The 25,975-nt window shown below is 62.8% G+C and carries 25 protein-coding genes, 2 tRNA genes and 1 pseudogene; 14 read left to right on the top strand and 14 right to left on the bottom strand.

Going from position 1 to position 25,975, the window contains the following annotated elements:
• Positions 1–218: 218 nt before the first annotated feature.
• A complete protein-coding gene (locus tag ACNANG_RS22440) occupies positions 219–998 on the bottom strand; it encodes an alpha/beta hydrolase family protein (protein ID WP_420224870.1) in 780 nt (259 codons plus the stop codon).
• On the bottom strand, positions 985–2,109 hold the full coding sequence (locus tag ACNANG_RS22435) for a DUF3182 family protein (protein ID WP_420224869.1): 1,125 nt from the start codon (positions 2,107–2,109) through the stop codon (positions 985–987). Before ACNANG_RS22435 ends, ACNANG_RS22440 begins: the two co-directional genes overlap by 14 nt.
• A gap of 265 nt (positions 2,110–2,374) precedes the next feature.
• Between ACNANG_RS22435 and ACNANG_RS22430 the strand changes: the two genes are divergently transcribed.
• Positions 2,375–3,466 (top strand): Ku protein, encoded by a 1,092-nt coding sequence (locus ACNANG_RS22430; protein ID WP_420224868.1) that lies wholly within the window; start codon positions 2,375–2,377, stop codon positions 3,464–3,466.
• A gap of 6 nt (positions 3,467–3,472) precedes the next feature.
• A pseudogene (gene ligD, locus ACNANG_RS22425) lies at positions 3,473–6,321 on the top strand (DNA ligase D).
• Positions 6,322–6,360: 39 nt separating this feature from the next.
• Here ligD and ACNANG_RS22420 read toward each other — a convergent pair.
• Positions 6,361–6,603: a DUF1488 family protein gene (locus ACNANG_RS22420; RefSeq protein WP_420224867.1), complete on the bottom strand. Its 243-nt coding sequence runs from the start codon at positions 6,601–6,603 to the stop codon at positions 6,361–6,363.
• 152 nt (positions 6,604–6,755) lie between these two features.
• Complete coding sequence (locus ACNANG_RS22415; RefSeq protein ID WP_420224866.1) at positions 6,756–7,337, bottom strand: DUF4142 domain-containing protein; 582 nt, start codon at positions 7,335–7,337, stop codon at positions 6,756–6,758.
• A gap of 248 nt (positions 7,338–7,585) precedes the next feature.
• Here ACNANG_RS22415 and ACNANG_RS22410 point away from each other — a divergent pair, with 248 nt between their 5' ends.
• The 4 genes from ACNANG_RS22410 to ACNANG_RS22395 all read left to right on the top strand — a co-directional run bounded on the left by ACNANG_RS22410 (position 7,586) and on the right by ACNANG_RS22395 (position 8,934).
• Positions 7,586–7,846 carry a hypothetical protein gene (locus tag ACNANG_RS22410; protein ID WP_420224865.1) on the top strand — a complete coding sequence of 87 codons (261 nt, stop codon included), beginning with the start codon at positions 7,586–7,588 and terminating at the stop codon, positions 7,844–7,846.
• 109 nt (positions 7,847–7,955) lie between these two features.
• Positions 7,956–8,040 (top strand) — tRNA-Leu (locus ACNANG_RS22405).
• 239 nt (positions 8,041–8,279) lie between these two features.
• Positions 8,280–8,426, top strand: a complete 147-nt coding sequence (locus tag ACNANG_RS22400) for a hypothetical protein (protein ID WP_189610823.1) — start codon at positions 8,280–8,282, stop codon at positions 8,424–8,426.
• A gap of 211 nt (positions 8,427–8,637) precedes the next feature.
• Positions 8,638–8,934: a DUF2513 domain-containing protein gene (locus ACNANG_RS22395; RefSeq protein WP_420224864.1), complete on the top strand. Its 297-nt coding sequence runs from the start codon at positions 8,638–8,640 to the stop codon at positions 8,932–8,934.
• On the opposite strand, the gene ACNANG_RS22390 is transcribed toward ACNANG_RS22395, so the two are convergent.
• The 3 genes from ACNANG_RS22390 to ACNANG_RS22380 form a co-directional block, all read right to left on the bottom strand.
• Entirely contained in the window at positions 8,935–10,506 is a 1,572-nt protein-coding gene (locus ACNANG_RS22390) for a sulfatase-like hydrolase/transferase (RefSeq protein WP_420224863.1), read from the bottom strand.
• A 338-nt stretch (positions 10,507–10,844) separates the two neighbouring features.
• Positions 10,845–11,468: a hypothetical protein gene (locus ACNANG_RS22385; protein ID WP_420224862.1), complete on the bottom strand. Its 624-nt coding sequence runs from the start codon at positions 11,466–11,468 to the stop codon at positions 10,845–10,847.
• A gap of 147 nt (positions 11,469–11,615) precedes the next feature.
• Positions 11,616–11,942, bottom strand: coding sequence for a thioredoxin family protein (locus tag ACNANG_RS22380; protein WP_420224861.1), 327 nt, complete (start codon positions 11,940–11,942; stop codon positions 11,616–11,618).
• A gap of 255 nt (positions 11,943–12,197) precedes the next feature.
• Here ACNANG_RS22380 and ACNANG_RS22375 point away from each other — a divergent pair, with 255 nt between their 5' ends.
• From ACNANG_RS22375 to ACNANG_RS22350, 6 genes are all read left to right on the top strand, one after another.
• Complete coding sequence (locus tag ACNANG_RS22375) at positions 12,198–13,103, top strand: manganese catalase family protein (RefSeq protein ID WP_420224860.1); 906 nt, start codon at positions 12,198–12,200, stop codon at positions 13,101–13,103.
• 757 nt (positions 13,104–13,860) lie between these two features.
• Positions 13,861–14,295 carry a hypothetical protein gene (locus tag ACNANG_RS22370; RefSeq protein WP_420224859.1) on the top strand — a complete coding sequence of 145 codons (435 nt, stop codon included), beginning with the start codon at positions 13,861–13,863 and terminating at the stop codon, positions 14,293–14,295.
• 152 nt (positions 14,296–14,447) lie between these two features.
• Positions 14,448–14,678 carry a hypothetical protein gene (locus ACNANG_RS22365; protein ID WP_420224858.1) on the top strand — a complete coding sequence of 77 codons (231 nt, stop codon included), beginning with the start codon at positions 14,448–14,450 and terminating at the stop codon, positions 14,676–14,678.
• A 71-nt stretch (positions 14,679–14,749) separates the two neighbouring features.
• Positions 14,750–15,037, top strand: coding sequence for a hypothetical protein (locus ACNANG_RS22360; protein ID WP_229828023.1), 288 nt, complete (start codon positions 14,750–14,752; stop codon positions 15,035–15,037).
• Positions 15,038–15,208: 171 nt separating this feature from the next.
• On the top strand, positions 15,209–16,498 hold the full coding sequence (locus ACNANG_RS22355; RefSeq protein WP_420224857.1) for a tannase/feruloyl esterase family alpha/beta hydrolase: 1,290 nt from the start codon (positions 15,209–15,211) through the stop codon (positions 16,496–16,498).
• Positions 16,495–16,947 carry a tannase/feruloyl esterase family alpha/beta hydrolase gene (locus ACNANG_RS22350; protein ID WP_420224856.1) on the top strand — a complete coding sequence of 151 codons (453 nt, stop codon included), beginning with the start codon at positions 16,495–16,497 and terminating at the stop codon, positions 16,945–16,947. Before ACNANG_RS22355 ends, ACNANG_RS22350 begins: the two co-directional genes overlap by 4 nt.
• Positions 16,948–17,034: 87 nt before the next feature.
• Here the strand turns inward: ACNANG_RS22350 and ACNANG_RS22345 are convergent, their stop codons facing one another.
• Positions 17,035–17,424 carry a YkvA family protein gene (locus ACNANG_RS22345; RefSeq protein ID WP_420224855.1) on the bottom strand — a complete coding sequence of 130 codons (390 nt, stop codon included), beginning with the start codon at positions 17,422–17,424 and terminating at the stop codon, positions 17,035–17,037.
• Between the two features lie 94 nt (positions 17,425–17,518).
• Here ACNANG_RS22345 and ACNANG_RS22340 point away from each other — a divergent pair, with 94 nt between their 5' ends.
• Complete coding sequence (locus ACNANG_RS22340; protein WP_420224854.1) at positions 17,519–17,821, top strand: type II toxin-antitoxin system HigB family toxin; 303 nt, start codon at positions 17,519–17,521, stop codon at positions 17,819–17,821.
• A gap of 2 nt (positions 17,822–17,823) precedes the next feature.
• On the top strand, positions 17,824–18,195 hold the full coding sequence (locus ACNANG_RS22335; protein WP_420224853.1) for a helix-turn-helix domain-containing protein: 372 nt from the start codon (positions 17,824–17,826) through the stop codon (positions 18,193–18,195).
• A 54-nt stretch (positions 18,196–18,249) separates the two neighbouring features.
• On the opposite strand, the gene ACNANG_RS22330 is transcribed toward ACNANG_RS22335, so the two are convergent.
• The 6 genes from ACNANG_RS22330 to ACNANG_RS22305 form a co-directional block, all read right to left on the bottom strand.
• Positions 18,250–18,337 (bottom strand) — tRNA-Ser (locus tag ACNANG_RS22330).
• A 48-nt stretch (positions 18,338–18,385) separates the two neighbouring features.
• Positions 18,386–20,275, bottom strand: coding sequence for a dipeptide ABC transporter ATP-binding protein (locus tag ACNANG_RS22325; RefSeq protein WP_420224852.1), 1,890 nt, complete (start codon positions 20,273–20,275; stop codon positions 18,386–18,388).
• Positions 20,272–21,741: an ABC transporter permease gene (locus ACNANG_RS22320; protein ID WP_420224851.1), complete on the bottom strand. Its 1,470-nt coding sequence runs from the start codon at positions 21,739–21,741 to the stop codon at positions 20,272–20,274. Before ACNANG_RS22320 ends, ACNANG_RS22325 begins: the two co-directional genes overlap by 4 nt.
• A gap of 5 nt (positions 21,742–21,746) precedes the next feature.
• Positions 21,747–22,724, bottom strand: coding sequence for an ABC transporter permease (locus tag ACNANG_RS22315; protein ID WP_189610854.1), 978 nt, complete (start codon positions 22,722–22,724; stop codon positions 21,747–21,749).
• Positions 22,721–25,024: an ABC transporter substrate-binding protein gene (locus ACNANG_RS22310; RefSeq protein WP_420224850.1), complete on the bottom strand. Its 2,304-nt coding sequence runs from the start codon at positions 25,022–25,024 to the stop codon at positions 22,721–22,723. The genes ACNANG_RS22315 and ACNANG_RS22310 overlap by 4 nt, the downstream gene beginning before the upstream one ends.
• 68 nt (positions 25,025–25,092) lie before the next feature.
• Positions 25,093–25,824, bottom strand: a complete 732-nt coding sequence (locus ACNANG_RS22305) for an OmpW/AlkL family protein (protein ID WP_420224849.1) — start codon at positions 25,822–25,824, stop codon at positions 25,093–25,095.
• Positions 25,825–25,975 lie beyond the last annotated feature (151 nt).

The following is a 25,975-nucleotide window of genomic DNA, read 5'->3' as shown; positions in this document are numbered from 1 at the left end:
GGCACAAGCCCGCGTAAGGCGAACTGCTACATCGTGTGGGCGCGAAGATAGCGCAAACCGCCGACATACGGCAATGATTTAACAAGTCCATACACACCAAGCCGCACGATATATCGCCGTCTACGCCTTGTGGAAAGACACTTAGGTGAGACTTGTACTGACAAGTTACCCGAAAATGACAGAAGTCGACACCGTCCACCGCGTGGGACGGTGAGGCATCACTGTTGGCCCATGTCCGCTGTCCAGTGGTGCAGGTTGTTGCCAACCCGTGCGCCAATGAACATTTCAGTCGTCCACTTGAGCAGGATGTCGTTGTATGCCGCCTGGCTGAGCTCCCCCGTCAACGCGTGATCCGCGCCGTCCAATATACGGTGCGTCAGCGAATGGCTTTTGATGAAGGCAGCGCGGTAATTCATGATCGTTTGATGCGGGATGAAATCATCGTGCTCGGATTCGACGATCAACACGTCGCCTTCGAATGACGCGCAAGCGGACAGCGCCCGGTTTTCGTCGGGGGAAACCGGTGAGCGCCGATAGCGGGCGATGTCGTCCCGGTCCAGAGACCGTTTCGGCACGTCCCATTCCGTATCGCGATACAGGGCCGGCACGTGCAACGCGAGCCACTTGACCGGCCGCAAGGTGGTCAGGATCGCGGACAGATATCCGCCATAGCTGCTGCCCACCACCGCAATGGATGCGGTGTCGATCGACGGATGCGCGACCAGGCAGTCGTACGCCGCCAGCAGGTCACTCAGGTTGTCATTGCGCGATACCGTCTTGCGCTGATCCAGCGTGCGTTCATGGCCGCGCAGATCGAACGTCAGGCAGACGCAGCCCAGACCCGCCACGCCCTTGGCGCGCACCAGATCGCTATGCTGACTGCCACCCCATCCGTGCACGAACAACACGCCGGGAACTTTGGAATCCGGCGCCAGAAACGTTCCGGCGATCGCTTCATGATCAACCGGGATATTGACCTTCTCATTACGTATTGCCATACCTGCCTGCCATTACAAACTTGGTGATGAAACCGACGTCTTCGTCTTCGCCGCGAAAGGTGACACAGGCGCCCTCGGGCGCGTGTTGCGACGGCCCGTAGAGTTCGACCGTCGACGCCTGCACGACATTCAGCGCCGGGTCGGCCGCGAAAGATTCCAGCGCGACCACTTCGGCCCCGCTCGCGCCGCCGATGCGCCACGACTGCTCCAGCACACCGCTGCACGGCTGTCCTTGCGCGTCGATGCCCTGGGCGATGTCGTAGTTGCGGCGCGACGCCAGCAAGCCCGGGTAATGCTCGGATGCCGCGTCGTCAAAGATGCGACCTTGTTCGACCGCCTTGCGCACGGGTGGATCCAGGTCCAGCGCCAACAGCGCATCGAATCCACCCCGCACCACGTACAGGTCGGACCCGCCATAGACCTCTTCACCGCCGTTGTCGGGCGTCAGCCGCTGCGTGCCCCAGTAGCTGGCCACCAATCCAGCGACCCGGACCTGCCCCACGCTGTAGGTCACGACCTGATCCAGGTTCTCTTCCAGCACGACGCCGCAACTGGTCAGCTCGTCGCACGCCAGGTCCTGCAGCGCAGCGTCAAGTTCACCAGGGGTATGCACCACGGTCTGGCCGCGGCCGCCCGTGGCGAGTACGGGCTTGATGCGGATCGCGCCGGCAGCCAGCAGCTGGCGGCCGGCTTCGCGGGCATCATCCATGGTGAACGCGGTCAATCCCCGCAAGGTCGCGTCGTGGACCGCGTCGGCAAAGGCTGTGGACCACCCTTCCGGCGCAGCCGCGTCGCTCCGCACCAAAGGATGCGAAATGGCCTTGGTGGCAATGAAGGCATGGGGCACTACGGCACCGAAGAGATCGTCTTCGGTCCGTATGCCTATGCCCTGCGCCATGGCGACGCCAACGATGGTGCCCGTCGGGATGTAGTAGGTGTTCGCGGCGCTCTGCCCGCCTTCATGAATGCCCCCGAACTGGCGGCCATGGAGCGCGGCAATGCGGGTCGCCAGTGCCTGATGCACGGCGCGTTCGTGGGATGGCACGTTCTTGCGGGCGGGATAGATCACGACTTGTCCTGCCGACGGAGCGGATGAGTGAAGCGTTGCCATCGGATATCTCCAGAGTTGGGCGAGACGGTGGAGCCTTTTTACAAGCTACCTGCTCTGGCGGATTTCCGGTAAGCCTTTCGGGTGAGCAAATGATTAACTATGTAATTTTCTCCGCCAAGCCAGTCTGGACGCTGCCCGGCAGGAAATATTTACCGTCGACTGACTTTCCGCTTTCGAGGCATGGCTTCATTGGCATGTCACGACGCGCCACGCCCGTCCGGAATGATTATTGCTGAACAACGGCAAAAACCCCGGGGCGGACATCATGGCGACATCGAGCAGGCGCGTGCTGTGGAAAGGCGCGATTTCTTTCGGACTGGTTCATATCCCCATTGCCTTGCACTCTGCCACCAGCGAGCAGGGCATCGATTTCGATTGGCTCGACAAACGGACCATGGATCCGGTCGGGTACAAGCGCATCAACAAGAAAACGGGCAAGGAAATCGACCGCGAAAACATCGTCAAGGGTGTTCAGTATGAAGACGGCCAGTATGTGATCGTGTCGCAGGACGAAATCGAAGCGGCTTATCCCAAGACCACCCAGACCATCGAGATCGAAGCCTTCGTGGACGCGGGCGAAATCCCATTCGTGTACTTCGAGCGTCCCTACTACATCTCGCCGATCAACAAGGGCGCGAAGGTCTATGCGCTGCTGCGCGAAGTGCTGCTCAAGACCAACAAGGTCGGGATTGCCAAGGTCGTCATCCAGACCAAGCAGCATCTGGCGGTGCTGGTTCCGTCCGAAAAGGCGCTGGTGCTGAATCTGCTGCGGTGGGGTGACGAAATCCGCAGCCTGGACGACTTGGACCTGCCCGGCGCAGGTGTCTCGAACGCAGGCATCTCGCCCAAGGAAATGAAGATGGGCGAGCAACTGGTCGAAGACATGAGCGATTCGTTCAAGCCCGAAGAATTCACGGATTCGTTCCGCGAGCAGATCCTGAAATTGGTGGACGAGAAGGTCAAGGCAGGCGATACCGAAACGGTAGGCCCGATCGAAGAAGTCGAAGAAGAAGCCGCCGGCGCCAAGATCTACGACCTGACCGAGCTGCTGCAACGCAGCCTGAAGAAAGGCAAGAATGCGTCGGGCGGCAAGGCGGCGGCGGATGACGGCGACGATGGCGACGACGACGACGCCGATGAGGCCCCTGCCCGAAAGGGTGCCAGCAAGTCGGCCGGCAAGGCGTCGGGCAAGACGGCGTCCCGATCGGCCGATACAAAGAGCACGGCAAAGGCATCCGCCAAGACCGCCGCCAGCAAAACGGCAGGCAAGACAGCCGCGAAAAAGACCGCTGCCAAGAAGAGCGGGGCCAAGAGCACTGCCGCCGAGTCGGCGCCCGCCAAACGCCGCTCTGCCTGATACGCCATGACGGATTCACTGAAAACCTATCGCGCCAAGCGCAATTTCGCGATCACGTCCGAGCCCGAGGAAGGCGGCGAAGCCAATGCCGCGCATCGGTCGTTCGTGATCCAGAAACACTGGGCGACACGCTTGCACTACGACTTCCGGCTGGAACTGGACGGCGCCATGAAAAGCTGGGCGGTGCCCAAGGGCCCCAGCTACGACCCGAAAGACAAGCGGATGGCCGTGCACGTCGAAGACCACCCGATTTCGTATAACCAGTTCGAAGGCGAAATCCCCGCAAAACAGTATGGCGCGGGCAAGGTCATCATCTGGGACAAGGGGGTCTGGGCGCCACTGGGCGATCCCGACCAGGGGTATCGCGACGGCAATCTCAAGTTTGAATTGTTCGGGCACAAAATGCGCGGCAAGTGGGTGCTGGTCCGCATGAAAGGCCGGAGCGAAAAGCAGGAACCGTGGCTGTTGATCAAGGAAAAAGACGGCTACGTGCAGGACGCCGGCACCTTCAGCGTCGTCGACGAATTCCCGGATAGCGTGGCCGCCCTGCCCTTGTCCGATGAAGCCTTGGCGCGGATGGCAACATTCGAAATGCCGCGGGAAGACGGCGGCAAGGCAGGCAAGAAGACCACGCCACGGACCTCGACCGCATCCCGAAGGGCCGCCAAGGCTGACATGAAGGCAGCGGTTGAACCGCCCGCGGCGGCAGGCCCCCGCAAGACGCGCAGCAAGAAGGCGTCACCCGGCCGGCCTGCCCTGCCGGACGACGCCGTGCCTGCGGACCTGCCCGTCACGTTCCAGCCGCAGCTGGCAACCCTGGTCGACGGGCCGCCGTCCGACAGCAGCGACTGGGTGTACGAAATCAAGTTTGACGGCTACCGGATGCTGGCGCGGATCGAAGGCAAGACAGTCACGTTGTTCACGCGGAATGGCAATGACTGGACGCACAAGCTCAAGCCGCTTGCGGCTACCTTGCAGGGTCTGGGATGGCCCGACGGGTGGTACGACGGTGAGATCACCGTGCTGAATGCACGCGGCGTGCCGGACTTTCAATCCTTGCAGAATGCGTTCGACAAGGCGGCCACCAAAGACATCGTTTTCTACCTGTTCGACGTGCCGTACAGCGATGGGCACGATCTGCGATCGGTGCCACTGATCGCACGCCGCGCCTATCTGCAAAGCCTGTTCACTGACGACACACCCGAATCGCTGCGCTACAGCGGCACCTTCGATGCGCCGCCGGTGGACGTGGTGGCGTCGGCCTGCCAGCTTGGCCTGGAAGGCGTGATCGGCAAACGCAAGACATCGACCTATGTGTCACGACGGTCGCGTGACTGGATCAAGCTGAAGTGCAGCAAGCGCCAGGAATTCGTGATTGGAGGCTATACCGATCCGCAAGGCACCCGAACCGGTTTCGGTTCTCTGATGCTGGGCGTGCACGATGACGACGGCAAGCTGCAATATGCGGGCAACGTCGGCACCGGTTTCAACGACAAGACCTTGAGCGAAGTCACCCGGCGTCTGGAAGCCTTGGCAACCAAGACCCGGCCCTTTGCCGGAACGACAGGCATCGACCGCAAGGCGCATTGGGTCGAGCCCACGTTGCTGGCCGAAGTGTCTTTTGGCGAATGGACCGGCGATGGTCGCATCCGTCACGCGGTCTTTCACGGCTTGCGCAGCGACAAGCCCGCCAAGGCCATTACTCGCGAGGCCCCCACCCCTGCGCCAGAGCCCAATACGTCGGATAGCGATACCGGCCCTGGCGATGACACCGAGGACACGATGAACGCAGTCAAGAAGACGGCTGGAAAAAGGCGGCGGCCAAGGTGGCAGCGACGACGGCGCCCGCCAAGAAGACGGCCGCCAAGAAGACGGCTGTCAAGAAGACGACGGCGACCAAGACAGCGGTGAAAAAGGCCGCAAGCGTCAACGCAGCGGACGCCGCTTCCGAATCCGCCGCGCTTCCGGCCGGCTTCAAGGTCAGCCATCCAGACCGCGTCATCGACACCTCGTCCGGCACGACCAAGCTGGACGTGATCAAGTACTACGCGCTGGTCGCACCGCTGATCCTGGAGCATCTGGTCGACCGGCCCGTCTCGTTGGTGCGCGCGCCCGAGGGCATTGGCGGCGAACTCTTCTTCCAGAAACACATGGAAGCGGCAAGGATGCCGGGGGTGACCCTGTTGCCCAAGGCGCTGGATCCGGGTCACGCGCCGCTGATGGAAATTACCACCGCGGCAGGCCTGCTGTCCGCCGCGCAAATGAACGTGCTCGAATTCCACACCTGGAATGGAACGAAGCAGGCCATTGCGAAGCCGGACCGCATGACGTTCGACCTGGACCCGGGCGACGGCGTGGCCTGGCCAGCCATGCAGGAAGCGGCGCACGTGGTCCGCGCCATGCTCGAACAACTGGAAATCGCCTGCTTTGTAAAAACCAGCGGCGGCAAGGGCCTGCATGTGGTCGTGCCTTTGCAGCGCCGATATGACTGGGACACGGTCAAGGATTTCTCGCAGGCCATCGTGCAGCATCTGGCCAAGACGCTGCCCAAACGTTTTTCGGCAAAGAGCGGTCCGAAAAACCGTGTCGGCAAGATTTTCGTGGATTATTTGCGCAATGGATTCGGGGCGACAACCGTGTCGGCATGGTCCCTGCGATCCCGCCCCGGGTTGGGAGTATCCGTCCCGTTGCGATGGGAAGAAGTGGATACCCTGGAAAGCTCGTCGCAATGGAATCTGGAAAATATCCAGACCCGCCTGGATCAAGGCAACGCGCCGTGGGCGGATTATGCCGATTCCGCGCAAAGCATTACGCAGGGCATGAAAATCCTGGGTTTCAAGCCGGCCAAACCTTGAATCGCGCGGATTGCATTTGCGGCAACCGGGCCCTGCCAATCAGAAGTCCGATGGATCCAGGGTCGGGCAAGGCAGTCCGTTTTCGATCTTGCGGCGCGCAACGCGATGAATCCGCGACGCGTTGATGAGATAGGACTGTTTCATGCCGTCTTCGTCAGGCGGCGATCCAAAGCGCGACCATAATGCCTCGCCCGAAATGCGCGCCTTGTGCCATTCACCGTCGACGTGGACAAGGAAACTCAGCGCATCGCTATCCGATTCGAACTTGGGAAAAGTGTGCATACCGTGCTCTCGCTGCGAGTAGGGGCTCCTTCAGCACGGATTATAGGACTGACACCCTGACATTCCCACCGCTGGGAACACCATCCGTTCGCTGTAGATAAAGCAACGCCCCCGAAAACGAGGGCGTTGGATCATGCCCTGCGTTGCAGGGTTTAGCGCGTGGCAGGTGCGCCCATCGGCATGGTCGACGACGATCGCGCCGGCGCCTTGCCCGAGTCTTTCAACGCCGTCTTGAGTGCTTCACCCTTTTCCAGGTGGGCCTTCAGGCTGGGCAGCGTCTTGGCGGCAAAGGCTTTGATATCTGGGTCCTTCGCGTCCTTGGCCGTGCTTTCAAACAGTTTGACGGCATCCTTGTGCGCGTCCACGGCGATCTCGTCGGCATATTTCTTGTCGAAGTCCGCGCCGTCGGTGCGTTTGGCCAGGCTATCCAGCTTGGATTTGACGCTGCGCGTGGGCTGAGTCGGCACGGTCACCGATTTCGACGACGCCAGGCTCTTGAGTTCGGTATCGACCGCGGTATGGTCGGTCACCATCATCTGCGCGAACGACTTGATATCGGCGTGCGATGCCTTAGTTGCCGCCATGCGGCTGGCTTCGATTTCCAGGTAGCCGGATTCCGCGGCCTTTTCAATGAATTGCTTGTCTTTGCGGGCCAGTTCGGCGGCGCTGACCGAATTCACGCTGAACGCTGCCAGCAATGCTGCGCAAACTGCTGCCAAATGGATCTTTTTCATGGTCGTCCTCCAGAAGTTGATGAATCCGGATGAGCAAGTGGCGTGCCTACACCGATACGGTGCGGGTCCGGACGCCCGCACGCCCCGACAGCACCAGGATCTGCGCGCCCCGCAGGCAGGGACCCAGCGGCATTATCCAAATACCTGACAGCCGTTCAGCCGAGGGTAAATACGGAGGTCACATGGTAAAAATTCCTGGACCCGAGGCGACTGGCGACGCCCCTTCCCTTTCCGCAGGCCGGACACCCATGAAGCGCACTTTCCAGTACCGACGGCCTGCTGCGACAGCGGACCGATTCGAGATCGAGATCACGATGGAAGCCCGTGGCAAAGACGGCTTCCATCCGCGTGTGCAGGTCTTTCGGGAAACGCGAGGGGTCCGGTCGCTGTTGAAGCGGATGGAAGGCGGCGGCGGGCCCTACCGAGACTGGGAACGCGCTTATGTGGATACGTTGACGCGTGTCTGCCATGCCATCGATGCCAATCAATTCATGCCGCTTCAAAAATAATTTGCGCAACCGTTGGCAAAGCGGTCAAAACTTCTATATACTCTTGGTCTTGCTAGGGGATGCAGCGAAACGCAGCCAGCTAGCAAAGCAGCAGTAATAAGAAAGCAGTGCCCAGATGGCGGAATTGGTAGACGCGCACGGTTCAGGTCCGTGTGCCGAAAGGTGTGGAGGTTCGAGTCCTCTTCTGGGCACCAACAAATTCATGAAAATAGCAGCCTACGGGCTGCTATTTTTTTGTCCGCGCGGTATGTATGCGAACTGCGGTAGGCGAACTGCGACGACAGGGCCACTGGCGAACTGGGATAACAGGGCTGCAGGCGCACCTTGCGGCAACTGGGCACGCCCCTTGCTGGATGACGGTGGCAACGATAACCCCAGCGTACGTTTCACGCTGCCCTGACTCGCACTTTTCGCAAAACCCGGGACACACAATATGCTCAGAAAACTTATCTTTTTCGCGATCACTTCTGGCTTGGCTTCGCGCATGCTCAAGTCCTACACCCGCAGCCGCAACAATGGCCCGGTGCGCAACGCGTCGGCCCCGCCGCCTGCCCGTTCGCGCAACGACTTCAATTCCTGATAGGTACGGTGGATCGTCGCGGCAGCATAATGGGGACGGCTGGTAACTCCGGCCCATAAGTCCAAACTACGCCCCCCGCCGCGGCGGATCGCCGCATGTCGGCACAGCGCCCGCTTTATCGCGGGCGTTGTTGCATCCGGCAGGCGCACGGCGTCTGCGCAAAATGGCGTTGGCATGTCATGATGAGTCTCCCATTCAGGAGATGCCCCTCATGCAACGTGATTCCCATACCGTCGTCCTGCTGCTTCGACTGCTGCGCGAAGCCGAAACGTCTTACGTCGGCACAACGGCGCTGTCCGAAGGTCTGGCGGATATTGCCGGCGATGACGACGTGCCGGAAGGTTGGACGCAGCACCATCTTGAAATCATGAGCGACATCGGCCTGGTCAAGGTCAAGCATCCGGGCCCGGTCACGTCCAGCACGGAATGGCGCCTTGCCTGGGAAGGCTATAACGCGGTTGAAGACAGCGGCGATGACGACGAGGATGACGACACCCTCGACGACTGATCACTTGACGAAGGATTCGACCTTGGCGGGCAACGCGGGCGCCCGCCAGCGGTAGGCGTCGCTTAGCACATCGCGCGACGCCTCGTAGCCCTTCCACCGGATATCCAGCAGACGGGCGACGGTCATGTCCGCCCAATCGGCGCGGAATGGCCGGTCGTCGATGTCCGCCGGCAAGGTATCGCGCGGCGCGGACTGCCAGATCATGGCCGGAATGCGATAGCCCGCCGCCGTCATCTGGCTGTGGCCGGCATGATTGATCTGGTGGCCTACTTCCTGTCCATGGTCGGACACGAACATCCAGGCGCGGTACTCATTGGATGCGGCGCCCTTGCGGGTCATGTCGAGCAGGCTGGACATGACGGCGTCCTGCGTCAACAGGGCCGAATCGTATTCGTCCCGCGCGCGGCGCAGCCACCCCGGGCGGCCGGCGTGCTGCATGCCCTGGTCCACGCCGTCGGAATAATCGTCGAACGGGTTGGCCTTGTCGGGAAAGCGCAGGCGATAGTGCGGGTGTGCGCCCATCAGATGCACTACGACCAGCTTGTGCGGATGCGGGTCGGCCATGGCCGACTGCAAGGGTTCCAGCACGGCCGTATCGGGCGACTGGCTGCCCCGCCCTGGCGTCCGGTTCACCAGATGCAGTTCGTCAGCAAACCGGGCGTGCAGGTTTTCAATCGCGATGTCGTCCTGGTTGCCGATCCACCAGACCCGATACCCGGCGGCCTTGGCAAGCGCCAGTAGATGTTGAGGCGGCTGACCTTGCGCATTGTCCATCAGCATCAGGCTGCGCAGACCCGGCAAGGTCGTTGCGTCGACCGACCACGCATTCTTGAGCAGCACGAATTCGGCATCAAGCGCATGGTGGCGCGCCCGCATGGTAGGGGTGGTCGCGCGAGGGTAACCGTACAAGCCCAGATTATCCCGGTTGATGCTTTCCGAAATCACGAGCACCACAGTGGATGGCGCCGCGGAGGCGATGACCGGATCGGCGTCCCTGGCGCGCTGCAAAGCCAATTCACGCGCGGCTTCATGGTGCGACCAGCTGTGGCGCAGTTCCTGCACCGACTCGCTCCACCCGGCCCAGAACACGACCGGATGCAGGCGGCGCCAGGGCTTGCTGGCATAGCCCGCGGCGCTGACCAGCAAGGCTACGCCCAGGACACCGACGCCGAACCGAGAGAGCATCGAAGGGACCTGGCCGGCACGACGAGGGGCCGGGACAGCACTGGCGCGTGCAACGGCATGCCACATCAACAGAGCGGCCACGAACAAAGCCGTGGCCCACGCCACCGCAGGCCGCCAGTACATCGCCAGGTATTCGGCGCTTTCCTTGGCACTGGTGTTCGCCACGGCGCCGATCACCATGCCGCTGTCAGCCGCAGCCTGATAGCTGTCGGTCAGGTAGGCGCGGGCAATGCCGTCTACCACGAAGCTCATGCCCAACGTCCAAACCGTCGCGGCGCGTATGCGGCGCCAGGCACGCGCGCGTACCGGCCACAGCAGCCAGGCCAGCGCCGGCAGCGCCAGGGCCATCAACTGTGAGATGCGGCGGCCATCATGGCCGAGCGCCACGAAGGCCAGTACGGTCAGTGTCGCGACGCCAAACGCGATGCGGGCGTCGGTCAGCCTTGCGGTGTCAGGGGAACCGTCGGCCTCGGGACGAGGCGGACGCGCAAAAAAGGGAATTCAGTCGCGCTGCATGGGCGCGAGCATGTTCTCGCATCGACGTCTACTCATTGGCGGCTTGCCCACGGCAGCAGGCCGCGACGGCGGCATGGCACGCCACGCGATAGGACGTGGCTGAGGCGCAAGGACAAGACAAGGGCCAGGGCCGGCCCAGGGCCGACCGCTCGGCAGGCCGTGAAGGGCCTGGGCGAAGTGGCCGAAGTTTAGCCCATTTCGCAGACCGGTCAGGATCGGATGTCGTCGTCGCCGGGAAGCTCGGCCGTCATCGACAGATCGAAATACAGGTCGTTGCTCCATGCACCCAGGCCAATGTCGTCCAGGACTTCGGGGTGCAGATCGCCCGACAGGTCGTCGTGGCTAGGGCCGAACAGCTTGCCGAGCAGGCCGTGCGGTTCGGCGGCCGGCGCGTGAAGCGCGGCAATGATGTCGTCTTCGTCGGCGCCGGCATCGGCGATTTCCACCAGCAGGTCCTGGTTCTGGGCGCCCAGGTCGTCGCCCTGCATTTCAAAGATCTCCCGGCTTTCCAGGACGATGTAGGTCGACACGTTTGCCGGGTCGTCCAGAAACGCTAGCGCCTCCTGGATCATGGGCTGCGCCGACGGCAAGTCGATCCGGGCAAGGAAGCGCTTCAGTCGGGCGACGCCTTCGGCATAGTTGCCGGCAATGGCAATGTCGTCGTCGGATTCCCAGATCGATGACGGGCAGGCGCGCGGCTGTCCAGACACCAGCAATTTGTAAACGAGCGGGATGTCATACGCCCATTCCGAGAGGCCGATGCGGGCAGCCGTCTCACACCCCTCTTCTCCTGGCAGGCAATGCGTCGAATACAGATAGCTACGATTGGCCACGGCGTCTCCTTGCGTGCGGGCGGTCCACCGCGCGGCTGGACGGCGCGGTGTCCTTGCACCTTACCAAGCAGACGGCCATTAACCGGGGCGAAACACGCACTGAAACGTTTGTTGTCGCCCGTTGCGAGATGGCGCCCACGCAAAGCACTAGGCGGACAGGATCCTGGCCAGCGCGTTCTGCACGTCCGCGGGGTCACCCGGCCGCACTAGTCGCGCCACTTCCACGCCGTCCTTCAGGAAGATCAGGGTGGGCCACAGTTTGACCTTGAAGGTGCGGCCCAGGGGCCGGCCCTTCCCGTCTTCCACCTTCAGGTGCGGCACGCCAGCCGTATCGGCCAGACCTTGCTCGATCACCGGGGCGGCCGCCTGGCAGAACCCGCACCAGTTCGTGCCAAAGTCCAGAACGACCGGACCCGCCATGGCGTCCACGTCGGCACGCGACGGCTCGGCCGCGCTATAGGGAATACGGGACATGCTGACCTCACTGTGACATCAAAGACGATAGGGATGGAAGACTCAGCCAACGATAGCGAAGCTGCGAAGGGCTTGCCGTAACGGATTGCGTGACGTGCCCGTGGACGAGCACGATCGGGCAGGTTCGCCGTAGCCGATGAGCGCGATCTACCACGCCGCTGCGTCCTGCCTGAAGGTTTGCTGGGAAGCACAGGGAGGCACTGCCAGGCACACGCGATGCGTGAACACTGCGGTCACCCTTCAAAGGAAAGCATCATGTTCGCGCATAACAAGCGATTGCAATACACCGTTCGTGTGTCGGGCAGCAACCCCGGTCTGGCCAATCTGCTGCTGGAACAATTCGGCGGCCCGCAAGGCGAGCTGGCGGCTGCCTGTCGGTACTTCAACCAGTCCATTGCCGAAGACGATCCCGGCCGTCGCGACATGCTGATGGACATTGCGACCGAAGAACTCAGCCATCTTGAAGTCATCGGCAATCTGATTGCGATGCTCAACAAAGGCAACAAGGGCCGCCTGTCCGAAGGCATCGAAGAAGAAGCCGAGATGTATCGCACGATCAGCGGCGGCGGCAACTCATCGCACGTGACGCAAGTGCTGTACGGCGGCGGGCCCGCCTATATCAATTCAGGCGGCCAATTGTGGAACGCGGGTTATATCGATTCGATCGGTGATCCGACGGCGGACCTTCGTTCCAACATTGCGGCCGAGGCACGCGCCAAGATCGTGTATGAACGTCTGATCAACGTGACCGATGATCCGGGGGTCAAGGACGCGCTGGGTTTCCTGATGACACGCGAAGTCGCGCACCAGCTGTCATTTGAAAAGGCCTTGTACAGTCTGACGCCAAACTTCCCACCTGGGAAGCTGCCAGGTGATGCACGCTTTACCAACGTCTACTTCAACATGTCGCAAGGCGAAGGCGATGCAGCGGGCCCGTGGAATAACCCCGACGACTTCGTGGTGGTGTCCAACCGTGAAGACCAGGGCGGGTTCGATGGCGGCGGCATTTCAGAGACGACCCTGACGTCGGACGAAAGCGAAGCGGTTCAGGCAATGGCGCAACGAACCCTGTCCGACCCGACGGTCAATCCGACGACGGGCGCGGAATTGGGCGCCTCCGCCACGGTAAAGACGGGTCTTGGAACACCGCCGTCGGTGTGATCCGGAAACGGAAGACGGCGGGATAGGTGGCTGACGGGCGGCTGATAAGGCCGTCAGCAGCGGTACTCCTGCCCCCATGAGCCGGCGGCATCGCACCGCTTGCACATTGTGGGGGCGGAACATCCGCCGCCCGCGGTCTGCACGCCTGGACACCATCTGTGAACCTGGCCAACTTCGACCTTGGTAAAGGCGTCGACGTCACACGATGCAGGTCCGGTTCGAAAGCCTGAAAAAGGACGCGGACCAGGCGACGATGCGGCGCCGCCGGGCGGCGTATCCGCCGCCACCAGGACCGGCCCGTTCGCCATGGCGGGCATCAGGAGCGCACTTGCCAGCGCAAGGGCAACGGTACAGCGACCGAGTAGATTTTTCATGGGTGTCTCCTGGCGAATGACGCACGCATTCGATTTACGTAGGGTGCAGAACACCTGACTTGCAAGAAACGCGCCGCTACACCTACGACGGTTCCGCCACCTTTTTTACGCAGGTAGTTGTGAGGATTCCGTGATTTAATTTCCGCAGTCAGGTGTTCTTATCCGGAGGCGGTAATGGACGACGAAACTCGCGATTGCGCCGTGCGATGGGCCAACAGCCTGCGCCTGACGTTTCCCGCGGGTATTCCGGCGCACGCGTCCTGCGACGGCGCCGGCCCGGTCAACACCATGCTTCGTCATATCGCGCGCAACAGCTGCGCGCGGATCTTTCTGCCTGGCGGCGGTATCCAGCAACTGAGGGATCTGCGGCGTTCCCCTTCGACATGTGTGCGCTGGAATGGCGGCAGGACGGTCCCAAGGGCATCTCGGCGGTCGACGCCGTCACCATGGTCTGGCCCGAACGCATCGCCTTTCATTGTCCGGCGCACAAACCACGGCTTGCCTACTTCATGCTGCAGGTCGGCCCCATGGACTTTGGCGGTGATCCGGATCACCCGATGCGCGAGGACGTGGCGCAGCGCTGGGACGGCACCTTCCAGCCCCTGGACGAGATGCAGGAACGCGCGATTTTTGAAGGCATCCCGTTTCCCCATGGCACGCGGCGGGTTACCCGGTACGTCAGGCCCGCGACCTTCATCATTTGCTCGCGAGTATCCGACTACAACGAAGTGGACCTTCCGGGTGCCGCTGCGGACGCCGCTCCCCCTGATGAATATGCCCGGTTGCTCGCGCGCTTGCGCAGCACACGGTCTTCCTGAACTGACCTTGCACGCATGAAAAAGGCGGCGCCCACGACGGTGTGCAATACGCGCCACACGTCAAGAACTTAAAGCGATTTCTAGACGCTTCCCATTCCAGCAAAGGCCTGCCTATACTGTATATCCATACAGTATTCATAAGGAGGTTTTTGATGCAACAGTACAAAGACTATGCCGTCGACATCCGCACGACGGCCACCGCCGGCGGTTATTGCGCCCGCCTGGCCCTGCGCCGTGGCGGCGCACGTCCCCGTCGCGCCGCCATCTATTTCCCTCCCCTGGGCCCGCAGCCCACGGCGGCCAGCGCCGCCGACCACGCGCTGCGATGGGCGCAGGCATTCATCGACGAAAATGCGGCGCCCGCGCACCCCATCCAGCCTTAGCCCCGGGGTGTGCCATGCATTGCATCGTTCAACGTACCCACCGGCAGGGTCAACCTCTGGAGATCGGCCGCATGGACGGCCCCTATTCGGGCCGGGTCCATATGTATTCGCAGTACCGCGCCGATCTGCGGCGCCAGGTCGTCATCATGGAACTGGCGGCCGAAGGCAATCCCGGACAGCCCAACTATCGCCAGGCCATTCCGCAGCTGCTCGACCCGGCCATGCTCACCTTCAATTCCGAAAAGGGCATGGTCATTACCGGATTCGAGGAACTGAGCGGCGCGCGGTACTACCAGGGCTGGTGGCTGCAGTGGTATCACCAGCTACCGGACTGGTTCCTGGCTACCACCCGCAATTGAATCCGCGGCTTGCGGGCGGCACCTCCAGGACAGCTTGACCCCTTCAGGACGGCATGCCTATCATTGGATCGCTTTCATTATTGAGCATAGTCAAAATTAAGCTTGATCAATAAGAACGGTTCAAAAAATACGCCTGCCGCCATGCAGTGGCGGGCGCTGGAGGAGACCCCCATGAACACCGGATTCCAGTCCCACTTGTCAAAAGTGGCGGGCGGCGCCCTGCTGTTGTCGCTTGCCGCGTGCTTTGGCGGCGGCAACGACGATGACGCCCCTGCCCCGCCTCCGGCCGGCGGCGCCCGCACCCTGTCCGAAGCATCCTGCACCGCCATTGGGTCCCGGACCTACACGAACAGCCCGGTGTTCGGCCCCAGCCGCTGGGTCGCGGAAGGCGCCGAAAAGGCCGCCACCACGGCCACCACTGCCCTGCCGGCCCACTGCGTGGTTCAGGGCACCATTGCACCGCGCACCGGCGTGGGCGGCGTGCCCTATGGCATTCAATTCGAACTGCGGCTGCCGGCGGCATGGAACGGCCGCTTCTTCTTCCAGGGCGGCGGCGGCACCGATGGGTCCGTCTCGCCCGCCACCGGCATCATCAACAGCGCCGACGGCGGCAACAACGTTGCGCTGTCGCAAGGCTATGCCGTCGTCTCCACCGACGGCGGTCACCAGAACAGCACCCTGGCCACGACCGCCGCGTTTGGCGCCGACCCGCAGGCCCGCATCGACTGGGGCTACAACGCCATCGACAAAACCGCCGTCACCGCCAAGTCCATCATCCAGGGCAGCTACGGCGCCGCGCCCGACAAGTCGTACTTTCTGGGCTGCTCCAACGGCGGACGCCAGGGCATGATGTTCACGCAGCGCTTTCCCGATGCCTTCGACGGCGTCGTGGCCGGCGCACCCGTCATGGACCTCGGCAGCATTACCGCCGCCGAAATCTGGGGCCTGCAGCAATTCGCCAAGGCGGCGCCGCGCGACACCACCGGCGGCATCGTGTGGTCGCAATCCTTCTCGCCCACCGACCGGCAATTGTTCACCGACGCCTACGTCAAGGCTTGCGACGCCACCGATGGCGTCGCCGACGGCATGGTCCAGAACCCGTTCGCGTGCAGCTTCGACCCCGCCGTCCTGCAATGCACCGGCGCCAAGAACGACACCTGCTGGACACCGACCCAGGTCGCCGCCGTCAAGGCCACGGTCGCCGGCCCGGTCACGTCCAGCGGCAGCCCCGTGCGCGTCCCGGGCTACGCCCTGCCCCGCGAAACCCCCGTTGAGGGCTACGTCATCGACACCGGCTGGATGACTCCATCCGGCCAGCCCTCCCGGCTGATCGGCACGGCCACGTCACTGCCCGGCGACTTTGCATTCGGCGCGGTTCAGGTGCCCTACCTGCATATCAGCCCCCCGACCCTACCTTCGATCCCCTGGGCATCAACTGGGACACCTACCCCAACCGCATGACCATCGACCCGCCGTGGCTGTCGACCCGCCTGGACCTGTCCGCCTACAAGGCGCGCGGCGGCAAGATGATCTTCTATCACGGCATCTCGGACCCCGGCCCCAGCGTGTCCAATACCATCAACTACTACAACCGGCTGGTTCAGCTGAACGGCGGCCTGACGCCCACCCAAGCCTTTGCGCGCCTCTTCATGGTCCCCGCCATGACGCACTGCTCGGGCGGCCCGTCGACCGACTCGTTCGACCCGCTGACGGCCATCGTGAACTGGGTGGAAAAAGGCGTCGCGCCCGAGCAGATGGTAGCCAAGGCCCGCGCCGCCAACGCCAGCGGCCTGACGTCCGTCAAGCCCGCGATCCCGGCCGACCGCACCCGGCCGCTGTGCGCGTATCCCAAGACCGCGGTGTACAAGTCGGGCGATGTGGAAAAGGCAGAGAGTTTCGTGTGCCAGTGACTGGTGATCTGACCTGACACACCCTTTGGAAAACGGCCCTGCGGGCCGTTTTTCATTGGAGGCGTTCTTGTCGCGCAACCATCCTTGTCAGCGTGACGCCCACCAGCGCCACGCCAGCCACGCCGCCACCAACCACAGCACCACGATCACCGCGGCGCCCGCGTGGCTGCGCGGCTTCCTGCCCTGCTCCGTCATCCATTGGTCGGCCTCGACCCGGCTTGCCGCGATGACGTCGGCGGGCGCCAGCCGCACCGCCAGCCAGATCATCGCCGGCAGCAGGATCACGTCGTCCAGGTAGCCCAGAATCGGGATGAAGTCGGGAATCAGGTCGATGGGGCTCAAGGCATAGGCGACGGCGATCACCCCAACGATCTTGGGTACCCACGGCATGGCCGGGTGGCGGGAAGCGAACCACAGGGTGACGGCGTCGCGTTTGATGCGGCGCGCCCAGGTTCTAAGAGAGGCCAGGAGAGACAAGATACATCGCCAAGTCGGTTGATCAAATGCAGCATCGCACATTGCAAGTCGGGAACAATTGTGGAAGTCCCAAAATGGGACTATAGTACTGTGTATGCGAGTCATTGCCGTGAGTACCCTTCGCCTCTTCTGGCAACAACATCCTGATGCGGAGCAGTCCTTGCGCGCATGGTTTGATGAAGCAGTCAAAGCCGATTGGACGCAGCCAGCTGACATCAAGGCGCACTACCGCAATGCCAGCATTCTGAAGAATCGGCGTGTGGTCTTCAATATAAAAGGCAACGATTACCGGTTGATTGCTGCTGTCGCATACCGTCTGGGCGTCGTCTACATAAAGTTTGTCGGAACTCATGCCGAGTACGACAAGATTGACGCCGAAACAGTGGAAATGGAGTGACCATGAATATCCACCCTGTTCGAACCGAGATCGATTACAAGGCCACGTTGAAAGAGATCGCTCGGCTGATGGAGGGCGATCCAGACATTGGTACGCCAGATGGCGATCGCCTGGATGTGCTGGTGACGCTTGTCCAGGCATACGAAGCAAAACAGTATCCCATCGATCCACCTGATCCGATCGAGGCCATCAAGTTCAGGATGGACCAAGCCGGTTTGACGGTCAAAGATCTTGAGCCCATGATCGGCAAGTCGAATCGGGTATATGAAGTCCTGAATCGCAAGCGGGGACTGACCCTGAAAATGATCTGGAAACTGCATCAGGGACTTGGCATTCCTGCAGAGAGCCTGATCAAACCCACCGCATTGGGATGATCAAAACAAAACGCCGCTAATGAAAGCGGCGTTTTGTTTTTAACTGCAGAATCTTGGCGGGTGCGGTGAGATTCGAACTCACGAAACGTTGCCGTTCGCCAGTTTTCAAGACTGGTGCCTTCAACCACTCGGCCACACACCCAAATCGACTCGGCGCCATGGGGCGCCAAGCGCGTAATCATAGCCGATTTCAGGCCACGCTTGCCTCGAAGCGCGGGACGGCGGACAGCAATTTGCGGGTGTAATCGTGGCGGGCGTCGCGCAGGACCTGTTCGGCCGAGCCGGCTTCGACGATGCGGCCGCCCTGCATCACGGCAATGTCGTCGGCCAGGTATTCCACGACGCCGAAATTATGCGTGATGAACAGGTAGGCCATGCCCAGTTCTGCCTGCAGATCATGTAGCAGATTCAGGATCTGGGCTTGCACCGAGACATCCAGCGCGGACGTGGGTTCGTCGCACACCATCAGCCTGGGTTCGACCGCCAGGGCGCGGGCGATGGCGATGCGTTGGCGCTGGCCGCCCGAAAATTCATGCGGGTAGCGGTTCACGGCGTCTTTGCGCAGGCCGACCTGATCGAGCAGGCGGGCAACGCGGGTCTGGCGCTCGAGCAGGTCGTGTTCGGGGTGTAGCGAGGCAAGGCCTTCGTCCAGGATTTCGCCGACACGCATGCGCGGGTTCAAGGACGCGAAGGGGTCCTGGAAGATGATTTGGATGTCGCGCCGCAGGGTGCGCAGCGCGGCGGGCCGGGCGGTCAGCAGGTCGCGGCCCTCCCAGGTGGCCTGGCCGGTGACGTCGGCGTTGCCGTCGAGCAGGCGCAGCAGGGCTTTGCCGGTGGTGGTCTTGCCACAGCCTGATTCGCCCACCAGGGCCAGGGTGCGGCCGGCGGCGAGCGAGAAGTTGATGCCGTCCACGGCCTTGACGACGCCGACGGTCCGGCGCAGCAGGCCTTTGCGGATGGGAAAGTGGACCTTCAGATCCCTAACCACCAGCAGGGGCATGGTGACCGGAGCGGGCATGACCAGGCTTGCGGGTTCCGGTACGTGAACGGCGTCGACGACTTCCTTGCCTGACGCGTCCTGCGCCGCGGAGGCTTCGATGGCGTCGATGCGTACGCAGCGCACGCCGTGCCGAGCGTCGGTCCAGATCAGCGGCGGCGGGGCGGCGTCGCAGATGCTTTGGTGGGCGGGGCAGCGGTCGGCAAAGCGGCAGCCGGTAAAGATCTGGTTCAGCGGCGGAACGGTGCCGGGGATGGCGGCCAGCTTTTCGCCGCGGCGGTCCATGCCGGGCAAGGCCGCGAACAGCAGCCGGGCGTAGGGGTGGCGCGGGTGGTTGAAGAAGGTGTCGGCAGGCGCGGTTTCGACGATCTGGCCGGCATACATCAGCGCAACGTGGTGGGCTATGTTGCGGACGACGCCCAGGTCATGGGTGATCAGCAGCATGGCCATGCCCAGCTCGCGTTGCAGGTCGCCGAGCAGCGTGAGCACTTGCGCCTGGATCGTGACGTCGAGCGCGGTGGTGGGTTCGTCGGCAATCAGCACGTCGGGCTCGGCGGCGAGCGCGATGGCGATCATGACGCGTTGCTTTTGCCCGCCCGATAGCTGGAAGGGATAGTCGTCGATGCGCCGCTCGGGCTCGGGAATGCCGACGCGGCGCAGCCAGTCGATGGCCTTCTCGCGCGCAGCGGCGCCGCGCAACGCGGTGTGGGCATGAATGGTTTCGACGATCTGGTCGCCTACCCGCATGACCGGGTTCAGGCTGGTGGCCGGTTCCTGGAAGATGATGCCGATCTTGCCGCCGCGCACCTTGCGCATGTCGTATTCGGGCAGGCGGTTGACGTCGACGTCCCGCAGCCGGGTCTGGCCGCCCGTGATGCGGCCGGCGTCGGGCAACAGGCGCAGCAGGGCCAGGGCGGTCATGCTCTTGCCACAGCCGGACTCACCTACCAGGGCGAACGTCTTGCCTTCGGCAATCGTCAGGCGCAGGGCGTCGACGGCGTGGACGAGGCCATGGTCGCTATCGAGCACCACGCTCAGGTCATTCACTTCCAGCAAGGGGGAATCCTGGATCACGGCGTTCATGGGCGGACCGTCCGGGTGACGCGTTTGCGGGCCCACGCGGGGCGGAAGGCGCGCGCGCGGGGATCGAAGGCTTCCCGGACGGCATCCGCAAACAGGTTGGCCGACAGCACGAGTGCCAGCATGAAAACGAAGGCGGACAGCAGGTTCCACCAGATCATGGGGTCGCGCGACATTTCCAGCCGCGCCAGGTTGATCATTGACCCGAACGAATTCATGGACGGGTCCACGCCCACCCCGAGATAGGACAGCACGGCTTCGTATAGCACCAGGGTGGAAAATTCCAGCACCACGGTGATCAGGACGATGTGCATGACGTTGGGCAGCAGGTGCCGGATCATGATGCGCGTGTGGGACACCCCGAAGGCGCGCGCGGCCTGTACATAATCCAGTTCGCGCAGCTTGAGCGTTTCGGCGCGCAGCAGCCGGCACAGCCCTGCCCAGCCCGTCACGCCCAGGATGATGCACAACAGGAACAGGCGCAGGTCGGCGCGTTCGGCGCCGGTCGCGAACATCTCGGGGTTGTTGTCGATGAACACCTGCACCATCAGCACGCAGGCTGCGATCAGCAGCACGCCAGGGATTGAGGTGAGCGTGGTGTAGACGTACTGGATCAGATCGTCGACCCAGCCCTTGAAGTAGCCGGCCATGATGCCCAGCGACAAGGCCAGCGGCAGGGTCGCCAGGGTGGTCAGGCTACCGATGATCAGCGCGGTCCGGAAGCTCTTGATGGTCTGCACCAGCACGTCGTTCCCGGTGCTGTCGGTGCCCATGACGTGATAGCCGGTGGACAGGGACGCGGCCACGCCGGTCAGCAGGCACAGGATGCCGAAGGTGATCATCATGGCCCGCCACGGCACTGGCGTGCGGCGCTCGGCAATCGCATCCCAGGTGGCGCGGGGCGTGAGGCCGCGCACGTGCGAAATGGCCGCGCCGACCAGCAGGCAGGCAACGAGGGCCACCAGCGCCCCGCCGACAAGCCCGGTCAGGCCCCGGCGCAGCACGTCGCCCAGCCATTGCGAGTCCGGGTCTTTCAGGTGCGCACCGCCAAACCGCAAGCGGGGAAAGTCACGCACGGGCTGGCCATTGACCAGCACCGATTCCTTGTTGAACTGGCGCACGGCCAACGGCGCGGAATAGGTCTTTTCCCGTCCGGCGACCGGCTTTTCCAGCAGCGCATCAAGCACGGACTTGGTGACCGGCGCATAGGCGCGCGCCGAGGTGCCGCCCTTGGCGCCTTCGACCTTGACGGCTTCGAGCAGCGGGCGATAGTGCAGCGAATCCAGCACGCCGATCAGCACGAACGCACCCAGCACCACCGCGGCGCACATGGCGGGCGTGTCCTGCGCCACCCTGCCCCACGTGGCGCGCAGGTTGGGCGACCGGTAGGCGCGCCAGGCATAGAAGGCCACTGCCAGCAGCAGCACGAACAGGGCGATGTCGGTCCACAGCAGAACGATCTTGGGCATGCGGTTTACTCGAACCGCACGCGGGGGTCCGCGAGCGTGTAGGAAATATCGGCCAGGATCAGGCCGATGATGTAAAGGACCGAGCCAATGAAAACCATGGCGCGGACGATGGCGAAGTCCTGTGCGTTGATGGCGTCCATCGTGAAGCTGCCCAGGCCCGGAATGCCGAAGAAGGACTCGGCGATCAGGCTGCCCATGAACAGCAGCGGAATGGTCGCGATGGTGCTGGTCAGGATGGGCAGCATGGCGTTGCGCAGCACGTGGCGGAACAGCACCAGGCGTTCCGACAGCCCCTTGGCGCGGGCCGTGCGCACGTAGTCCTTGCCGACCTCTTCAAGGAACAGCGCGCGGTAGAAGCGGGCTTCGGGCCCCAGCCGCGCGATCAAGGCGACCAGCACGGGCAAGGCCAGGAAGCGCAAGGCGTCCAGCCCGGCCGCGTACCCCGACAGAGGCACCAGCCTGAGGGTCTTGGAAAACAGGAACTGGCCGGCAATGATGTAGAACAGTGACGATATGGACAGCATCGCCACGCACAGCACCACCCCCCAGAAGTCCAGATAGGTACCTCGGAAGAACACCAGCATCAACGAGAAGGCAACACTGGCGATCAACCCCAGTATGAAGGTCGGCAAGGCCAGCGCCAGGCTCGGCCCGGCGCGCTGCCGCACTTCGTAGCCGATATCGCGTCCCGCATCGGACGCGCCAAAATCCAGCGCGAACAGCTTGACCGACCTTTCGAAAAAGATGGTGTCGGTGACCTTCTTGACGCCTTCGGCCTGTCGGTTGATCAACATCGGCTTGTCATACCCGCGCTCGACCTTCCACTTTTCAATGGCGTCGGCGCTGACCCGCCGGCCACCGATGGACAGCCGCGCCATGTCATCGGGCGTGTTCACCGCGAAGAACAGCAGGAAGGTGAAGAGATTGACGCCGACCAGGATCAGCGCGCCATACAGCACACGGCGGATGATGTAGGCGGTCATGGCTGGCCCTCCTCGCCGGTGTGCAGCGCGGTGGCGCCTTCCCGGCGGCGCAGCATGCGCACGGCCGGCACGATCATCAATGCCAGCACGGCCGCGACCAGGATCAGCGGCCACCACACCGGCCGGTTCCACTCGTCGATCTTGCGCGCACGCAGCGCCGGGTCGAGCTTCATGTATTGAAGGTTGTTGCGGATCATCTGGGTCGGCTTTCCGTTCCCTACCCATTGATGGTAGGCGCCGCCCGACTTGGGAAAGTAGCCGAACATCCAGGGTGCGTCCTGCTGCACGATGGCGGTCATGCGTTCGATGATCTTCTCCTTGTCCGGACCGTCGTCCAGGAACTTCATCTGCTCGAACAGCCTATCGAATTCGGGGTTGGCGTAGTTGGACGCGTTTTCGCCGCCCGACGTGGCCTTGCCATTGGGTCCATACAGCAGGAACAGAAAGTTTTCGGCGTCGGGATAGTCGGCGTTCCAGCCCCACAGATAGATCTGGGCCACGCCGCGCAGCATCTTGTCCTGGAAGCGGTTGTAGTCGGTGGTGCGGATTTCGAGCTGGATGCCCAGCTTGGCGTACTGGCGCACCATCCAGTCGAATTGCGATCGGGCGGCGGGCGACACGCCCCCCATCGCGTCGTAGTTCAGGACCAGCGGCTGCCCGGTGACGGCATTGCGGCCCGCCGGGTAGCCTGCTTCAGCCAGCAACTGCTTCGCCACATCCAGCGATTTGCGCTTCACGCCATTGCCATCGATGTCATACACCACCGGGTTGGCGCCCGCGGGCACGTCGCGATAACCAAGCAGCCCCGGCGGCAAGGGGCCATGCGCGACCTGCGCCTGGCTGTTCTCGAAAATGGTGACGTACTCTTCCCAGTCCACCGCAATGCTGATGGCCTGGCGCAGCTTGCGGTTGCGTTCCTGTTGCTCGGGGGTTTCGCCCTTCCCCACCACCGGATCTTTCCAGTTGAAGCCCATGTACCAGTTCTGGGTTTCGACGGTGGTGGGCAGCCGGATGGCGCGGTCCGCGAACAGCGCGGCCTTTTCCTTCGAATCGCCGATCGCCACCAGATAGGCCACGCCGTATTCGCCGCGATCTGCCTGCGGCACGTCGTAGTAGCCCTGCATGAATTTGCCTTGCAGCGGCACGCCTTCCTTTTCGATGTTGAAGACGATGCGGTCGATGAACGGCGTGGGCTTGCCGCAATCGGCCAGCAGGCCCTGGGCACGGTCTTCGTCCGACCCGTCGCACGGATACGGCTCGCCCCGGTAATTGGGATTGCGCGAAAGCACGTGCCGACGGTTCTCCTTGTATTCGGTCAACATGTACGGGCCCGTGCCCACCGGCCAGTAATTGAGCGTCAGATTCTTGGCCGCCATGCCGGGCTGGTTGTAGAACTGGTCGGCTTCCCACGGAATGGGCGAAAAGAAGGTCATCGCCAGCCAGTACTTGAACTGCGGATACTTGCCTTTGACGCGAATGCGCAAGGTGTGCGGATCGAGCGCTTCGGCGCCTTCGAACGCATACTTGCGCAGGTCCAGCCACGGCAGATCGCGATTGGTGGGGTCCAGGCCCTTGCGCATTTCCTTGTCGATGGCGCGAAGGCGGTCGCCGTACTCTTTCAGGCCGACGATGTAGTCGGTCATGTGCGCATAGATGGGCGACGTCACGCGGGTCGTGGCCAGCCGCCGGATGGCATAGACGTAATCGTCGGCCGTCATCTCGCGCGTGCCGGTTTGTGGAAAGTCCGGCACGCCGTATTTGTCCTGCAGGTCGGCCGGGGTCAGGTGCCGATAGACATCCTTGCCTTGCGCATCGACGGCAAAGGCTGGATGCGGCTGAAAGCGGATGCCTGGCTTGATCGGGATGTCATACACGCTTTGCGCAACCTGGTCGCCCGGCACATCGGCGGGTAGCGGCTGGCCCTGCGCATCCAGGTAGGTGGGCTCGACCACGTCCCGCGCGGCACGCGGCACCAGCTGATACGGCCGCTTCAGATAGTGATAGCCGTATAGCGTTTCGTAGATGTTGTAGGTGTAGGGCGTCTCGTCGACCGAATACGAGCTGGTGGGATCGAGGTACTTGGGAGAGCGCTGCGTGAATGCGGTGTACATCGCATTCTCGCGCTGCGCGTCGGCGGTGTAGGGACTATTGAGCGGGGTCCGTTCATCGGGGTCGCCCGATGAACAGGCTGCCCCCGCGACAGCAACGCAGGCCAGGCTGGCCACCAGGACCAGGCGTCGTACGCCGGACCACGCCCCACGAGCGTTCGTTGTTGCACCACAAGCGCGCGTCAAGCGCATCGACCCTCTCCCCGTGTGAGCTGAGGGGAAGAATAGCAAAATCCGGGCCGACGACGCGCCGGTAATCCCTAGAACGTGTAGGTGACGCCGACCACGGTCACGATCGGGTTGAGCTTGGTCTTGGTTTCGCTCTCGATGACTGCGCCAGTCGGCAACGTCGTCTTGAGATTGATCGTGGTCCGCAGCGGCAGATAGGACATCGACACGCCCACGCCCCACCGTTCATTGATCTTGTAGCCCGCGCCAATATTGAAGACCGGCACGAACTTGCTGTCGATGTCGGCGTCGGTGCGGCCGGCCGACGTGGCGCCGCCCGTGAAGCGGCTGGACAGCACGCCCTGGAACCGGTCCGTCAGTTTGACGTCGCCATACCAGACCCGGCTGACGCCAACACCGACGAAAGGACGGAGCCGCTGCGAGGGTTCACCGAAGTGATAGCGCAGCAGCACCGACGGGCTGTATTGCTTGGCCGAACCCAGTTCGCCGACCGGTTCGAGCGACTTGGCGCCCTGCAGGTGATAGCGCGGCGGTATCCCGAAGACCGCTTCGACGGCGATCTGGTTGGTGATGAAGTATTCGACGGTCAGGCCCAGCGTGTTGGCGTTGCCGACGCTCGATCCGGTATTGGGCACTTCGCCTGCAATGGCCGAAGGCGATGTGATGCGCAGGGGTTCGCCCTTTTCCTGCGGACTGAGCCGGTACCAACCTGCTCCCAAAACAATGGATCCGGCCTGATCTGCGTACGCCGAGGCCCCCGCCAGCAGCATTGCCGCGCCCATTATCCCAGTCAGTACTTTCATGGTGGTCCTTGATCACGAAGATGGCGACTTCGGACAGGCCAGGCCACGCGGCCGCATCACGAAGTTCGTACGACCGTTTTACCCCAAATGGCTTAAACAAGGACTAGTGCGATCCCTTACTGATGTTCCCTTGGAGGCATACCGTTGTTTT

Origin of the sequence: Pigmentiphaga litoralis, assembly GCF_048632615.1 — a bacterium.
Lineage (GTDB): Bacteria > Pseudomonadota > Gammaproteobacteria > Burkholderiales > Burkholderiaceae_B > Pigmentiphaga > Pigmentiphaga litoralis_B.
This window is presented reverse-complemented; position numbering and strand designations above follow the sequence as displayed.

What these genes read in the sequence shown, in the direction of transcription:
- ACNANG_RS22365 (WP_420224858.1), top strand. Translation starts at nt 14,448, where the DNA reads ATGCAACAGTACAAAGACTATGCCGTCGACATCCGCACGACGGCCACC.
- ACNANG_RS22400 (WP_189610823.1), top strand. Translation starts at nt 8,280, where the DNA reads ATGCTCAGAAAACTTATCTTTTTCGCGATCACTTCTGGCTTGGCTTCG.
- ACNANG_RS22395 (WP_420224864.1), top strand. Translation starts at nt 8,638, where the DNA reads ATGCAACGTGATTCCCATACCGTCGTCCTGCTGCTTCGACTGCTGCGC.
- ACNANG_RS22310 (WP_420224850.1), bottom strand. Translation starts at nt 25,024, where the DNA reads ATGCGCTTGACGCGCGCTTGTGGTGCAACAACGAACGCTCGTGGGGCG.
- ACNANG_RS22340 (WP_420224854.1), top strand. Translation starts at nt 17,519, where the DNA reads ATGCGAGTCATTGCCGTGAGTACCCTTCGCCTCTTCTGGCAACAACAT.
- ACNANG_RS22420 (WP_420224867.1), bottom strand. Translation starts at nt 6,603, where the DNA reads ATGCACACTTTTCCCAAGTTCGAATCGGATAGCGATGCGCTGAGTTTC.
- ACNANG_RS22320 (WP_420224851.1), bottom strand. Translation starts at nt 21,741, where the DNA reads ATGCCCAAGATCGTTCTGCTGTGGACCGACATCGCCCTGTTCGTGCTG.
- ACNANG_RS22375 (WP_420224860.1), top strand. Translation starts at nt 12,198, where the DNA reads ATGTTCGCGCATAACAAGCGATTGCAATACACCGTTCGTGTGTCGGGC.
- ACNANG_RS22335 (WP_420224853.1), top strand. Translation starts at nt 17,824, where the DNA reads ATGAATATCCACCCTGTTCGAACCGAGATCGATTACAAGGCCACGTTG.
- ACNANG_RS22350 (WP_420224856.1), top strand. Translation starts at nt 16,495, where the DNA reads ATGACCATCGACCCGCCGTGGCTGTCGACCCGCCTGGACCTGTCCGCC.
- ACNANG_RS22430 (WP_420224868.1), top strand. Translation starts at nt 2,375, where the DNA reads ATGGCGACATCGAGCAGGCGCGTGCTGTGGAAAGGCGCGATTTCTTTC.
- ACNANG_RS22370 (WP_420224859.1), top strand. Translation starts at nt 13,861, where the DNA reads ATGTGTGCGCTGGAATGGCGGCAGGACGGTCCCAAGGGCATCTCGGCG.
- ACNANG_RS22325 (WP_420224852.1), bottom strand. Translation starts at nt 20,275, where the DNA reads ATGAACGCCGTGATCCAGGATTCCCCCTTGCTGGAAGTGAATGACCTG.
- ACNANG_RS22435 (WP_420224869.1), bottom strand. Translation starts at nt 2,109, where the DNA reads ATGGCAACGCTTCACTCATCCGCTCCGTCGGCAGGACAAGTCGTGATC.
- ACNANG_RS22355 (WP_420224857.1), top strand. Translation starts at nt 15,209, where the DNA reads ATGAACACCGGATTCCAGTCCCACTTGTCAAAAGTGGCGGGCGGCGCC.
- ACNANG_RS22380 (WP_420224861.1), bottom strand. Translation starts at nt 11,942, where the DNA reads ATGTCCCGTATTCCCTATAGCGCGGCCGAGCCGTCGCGTGCCGACGTG.
- ACNANG_RS22415 (WP_420224866.1), bottom strand. Translation starts at nt 7,337, where the DNA reads ATGAAAAAGATCCATTTGGCAGCAGTTTGCGCAGCATTGCTGGCAGCG.
- ACNANG_RS22315 (WP_189610854.1), bottom strand. Translation starts at nt 22,724, where the DNA reads ATGACCGCCTACATCATCCGCCGTGTGCTGTATGGCGCGCTGATCCTG.
- ACNANG_RS22410 (WP_420224865.1), top strand. Translation starts at nt 7,586, where the DNA reads ATGAAGCGCACTTTCCAGTACCGACGGCCTGCTGCGACAGCGGACCGA.
- ACNANG_RS22360 (WP_229828023.1), top strand. Translation starts at nt 14,750, where the DNA reads ATGGACGGCCCCTATTCGGGCCGGGTCCATATGTATTCGCAGTACCGC.
- ACNANG_RS22305 (WP_420224849.1), bottom strand. Translation starts at nt 25,824, where the DNA reads ATGAAAGTACTGACTGGGATAATGGGCGCGGCAATGCTGCTGGCGGGG.
- ACNANG_RS22440 (WP_420224870.1), bottom strand. Translation starts at nt 998, where the DNA reads ATGGCAATACGTAATGAGAAGGTCAATATCCCGGTTGATCATGAAGCG.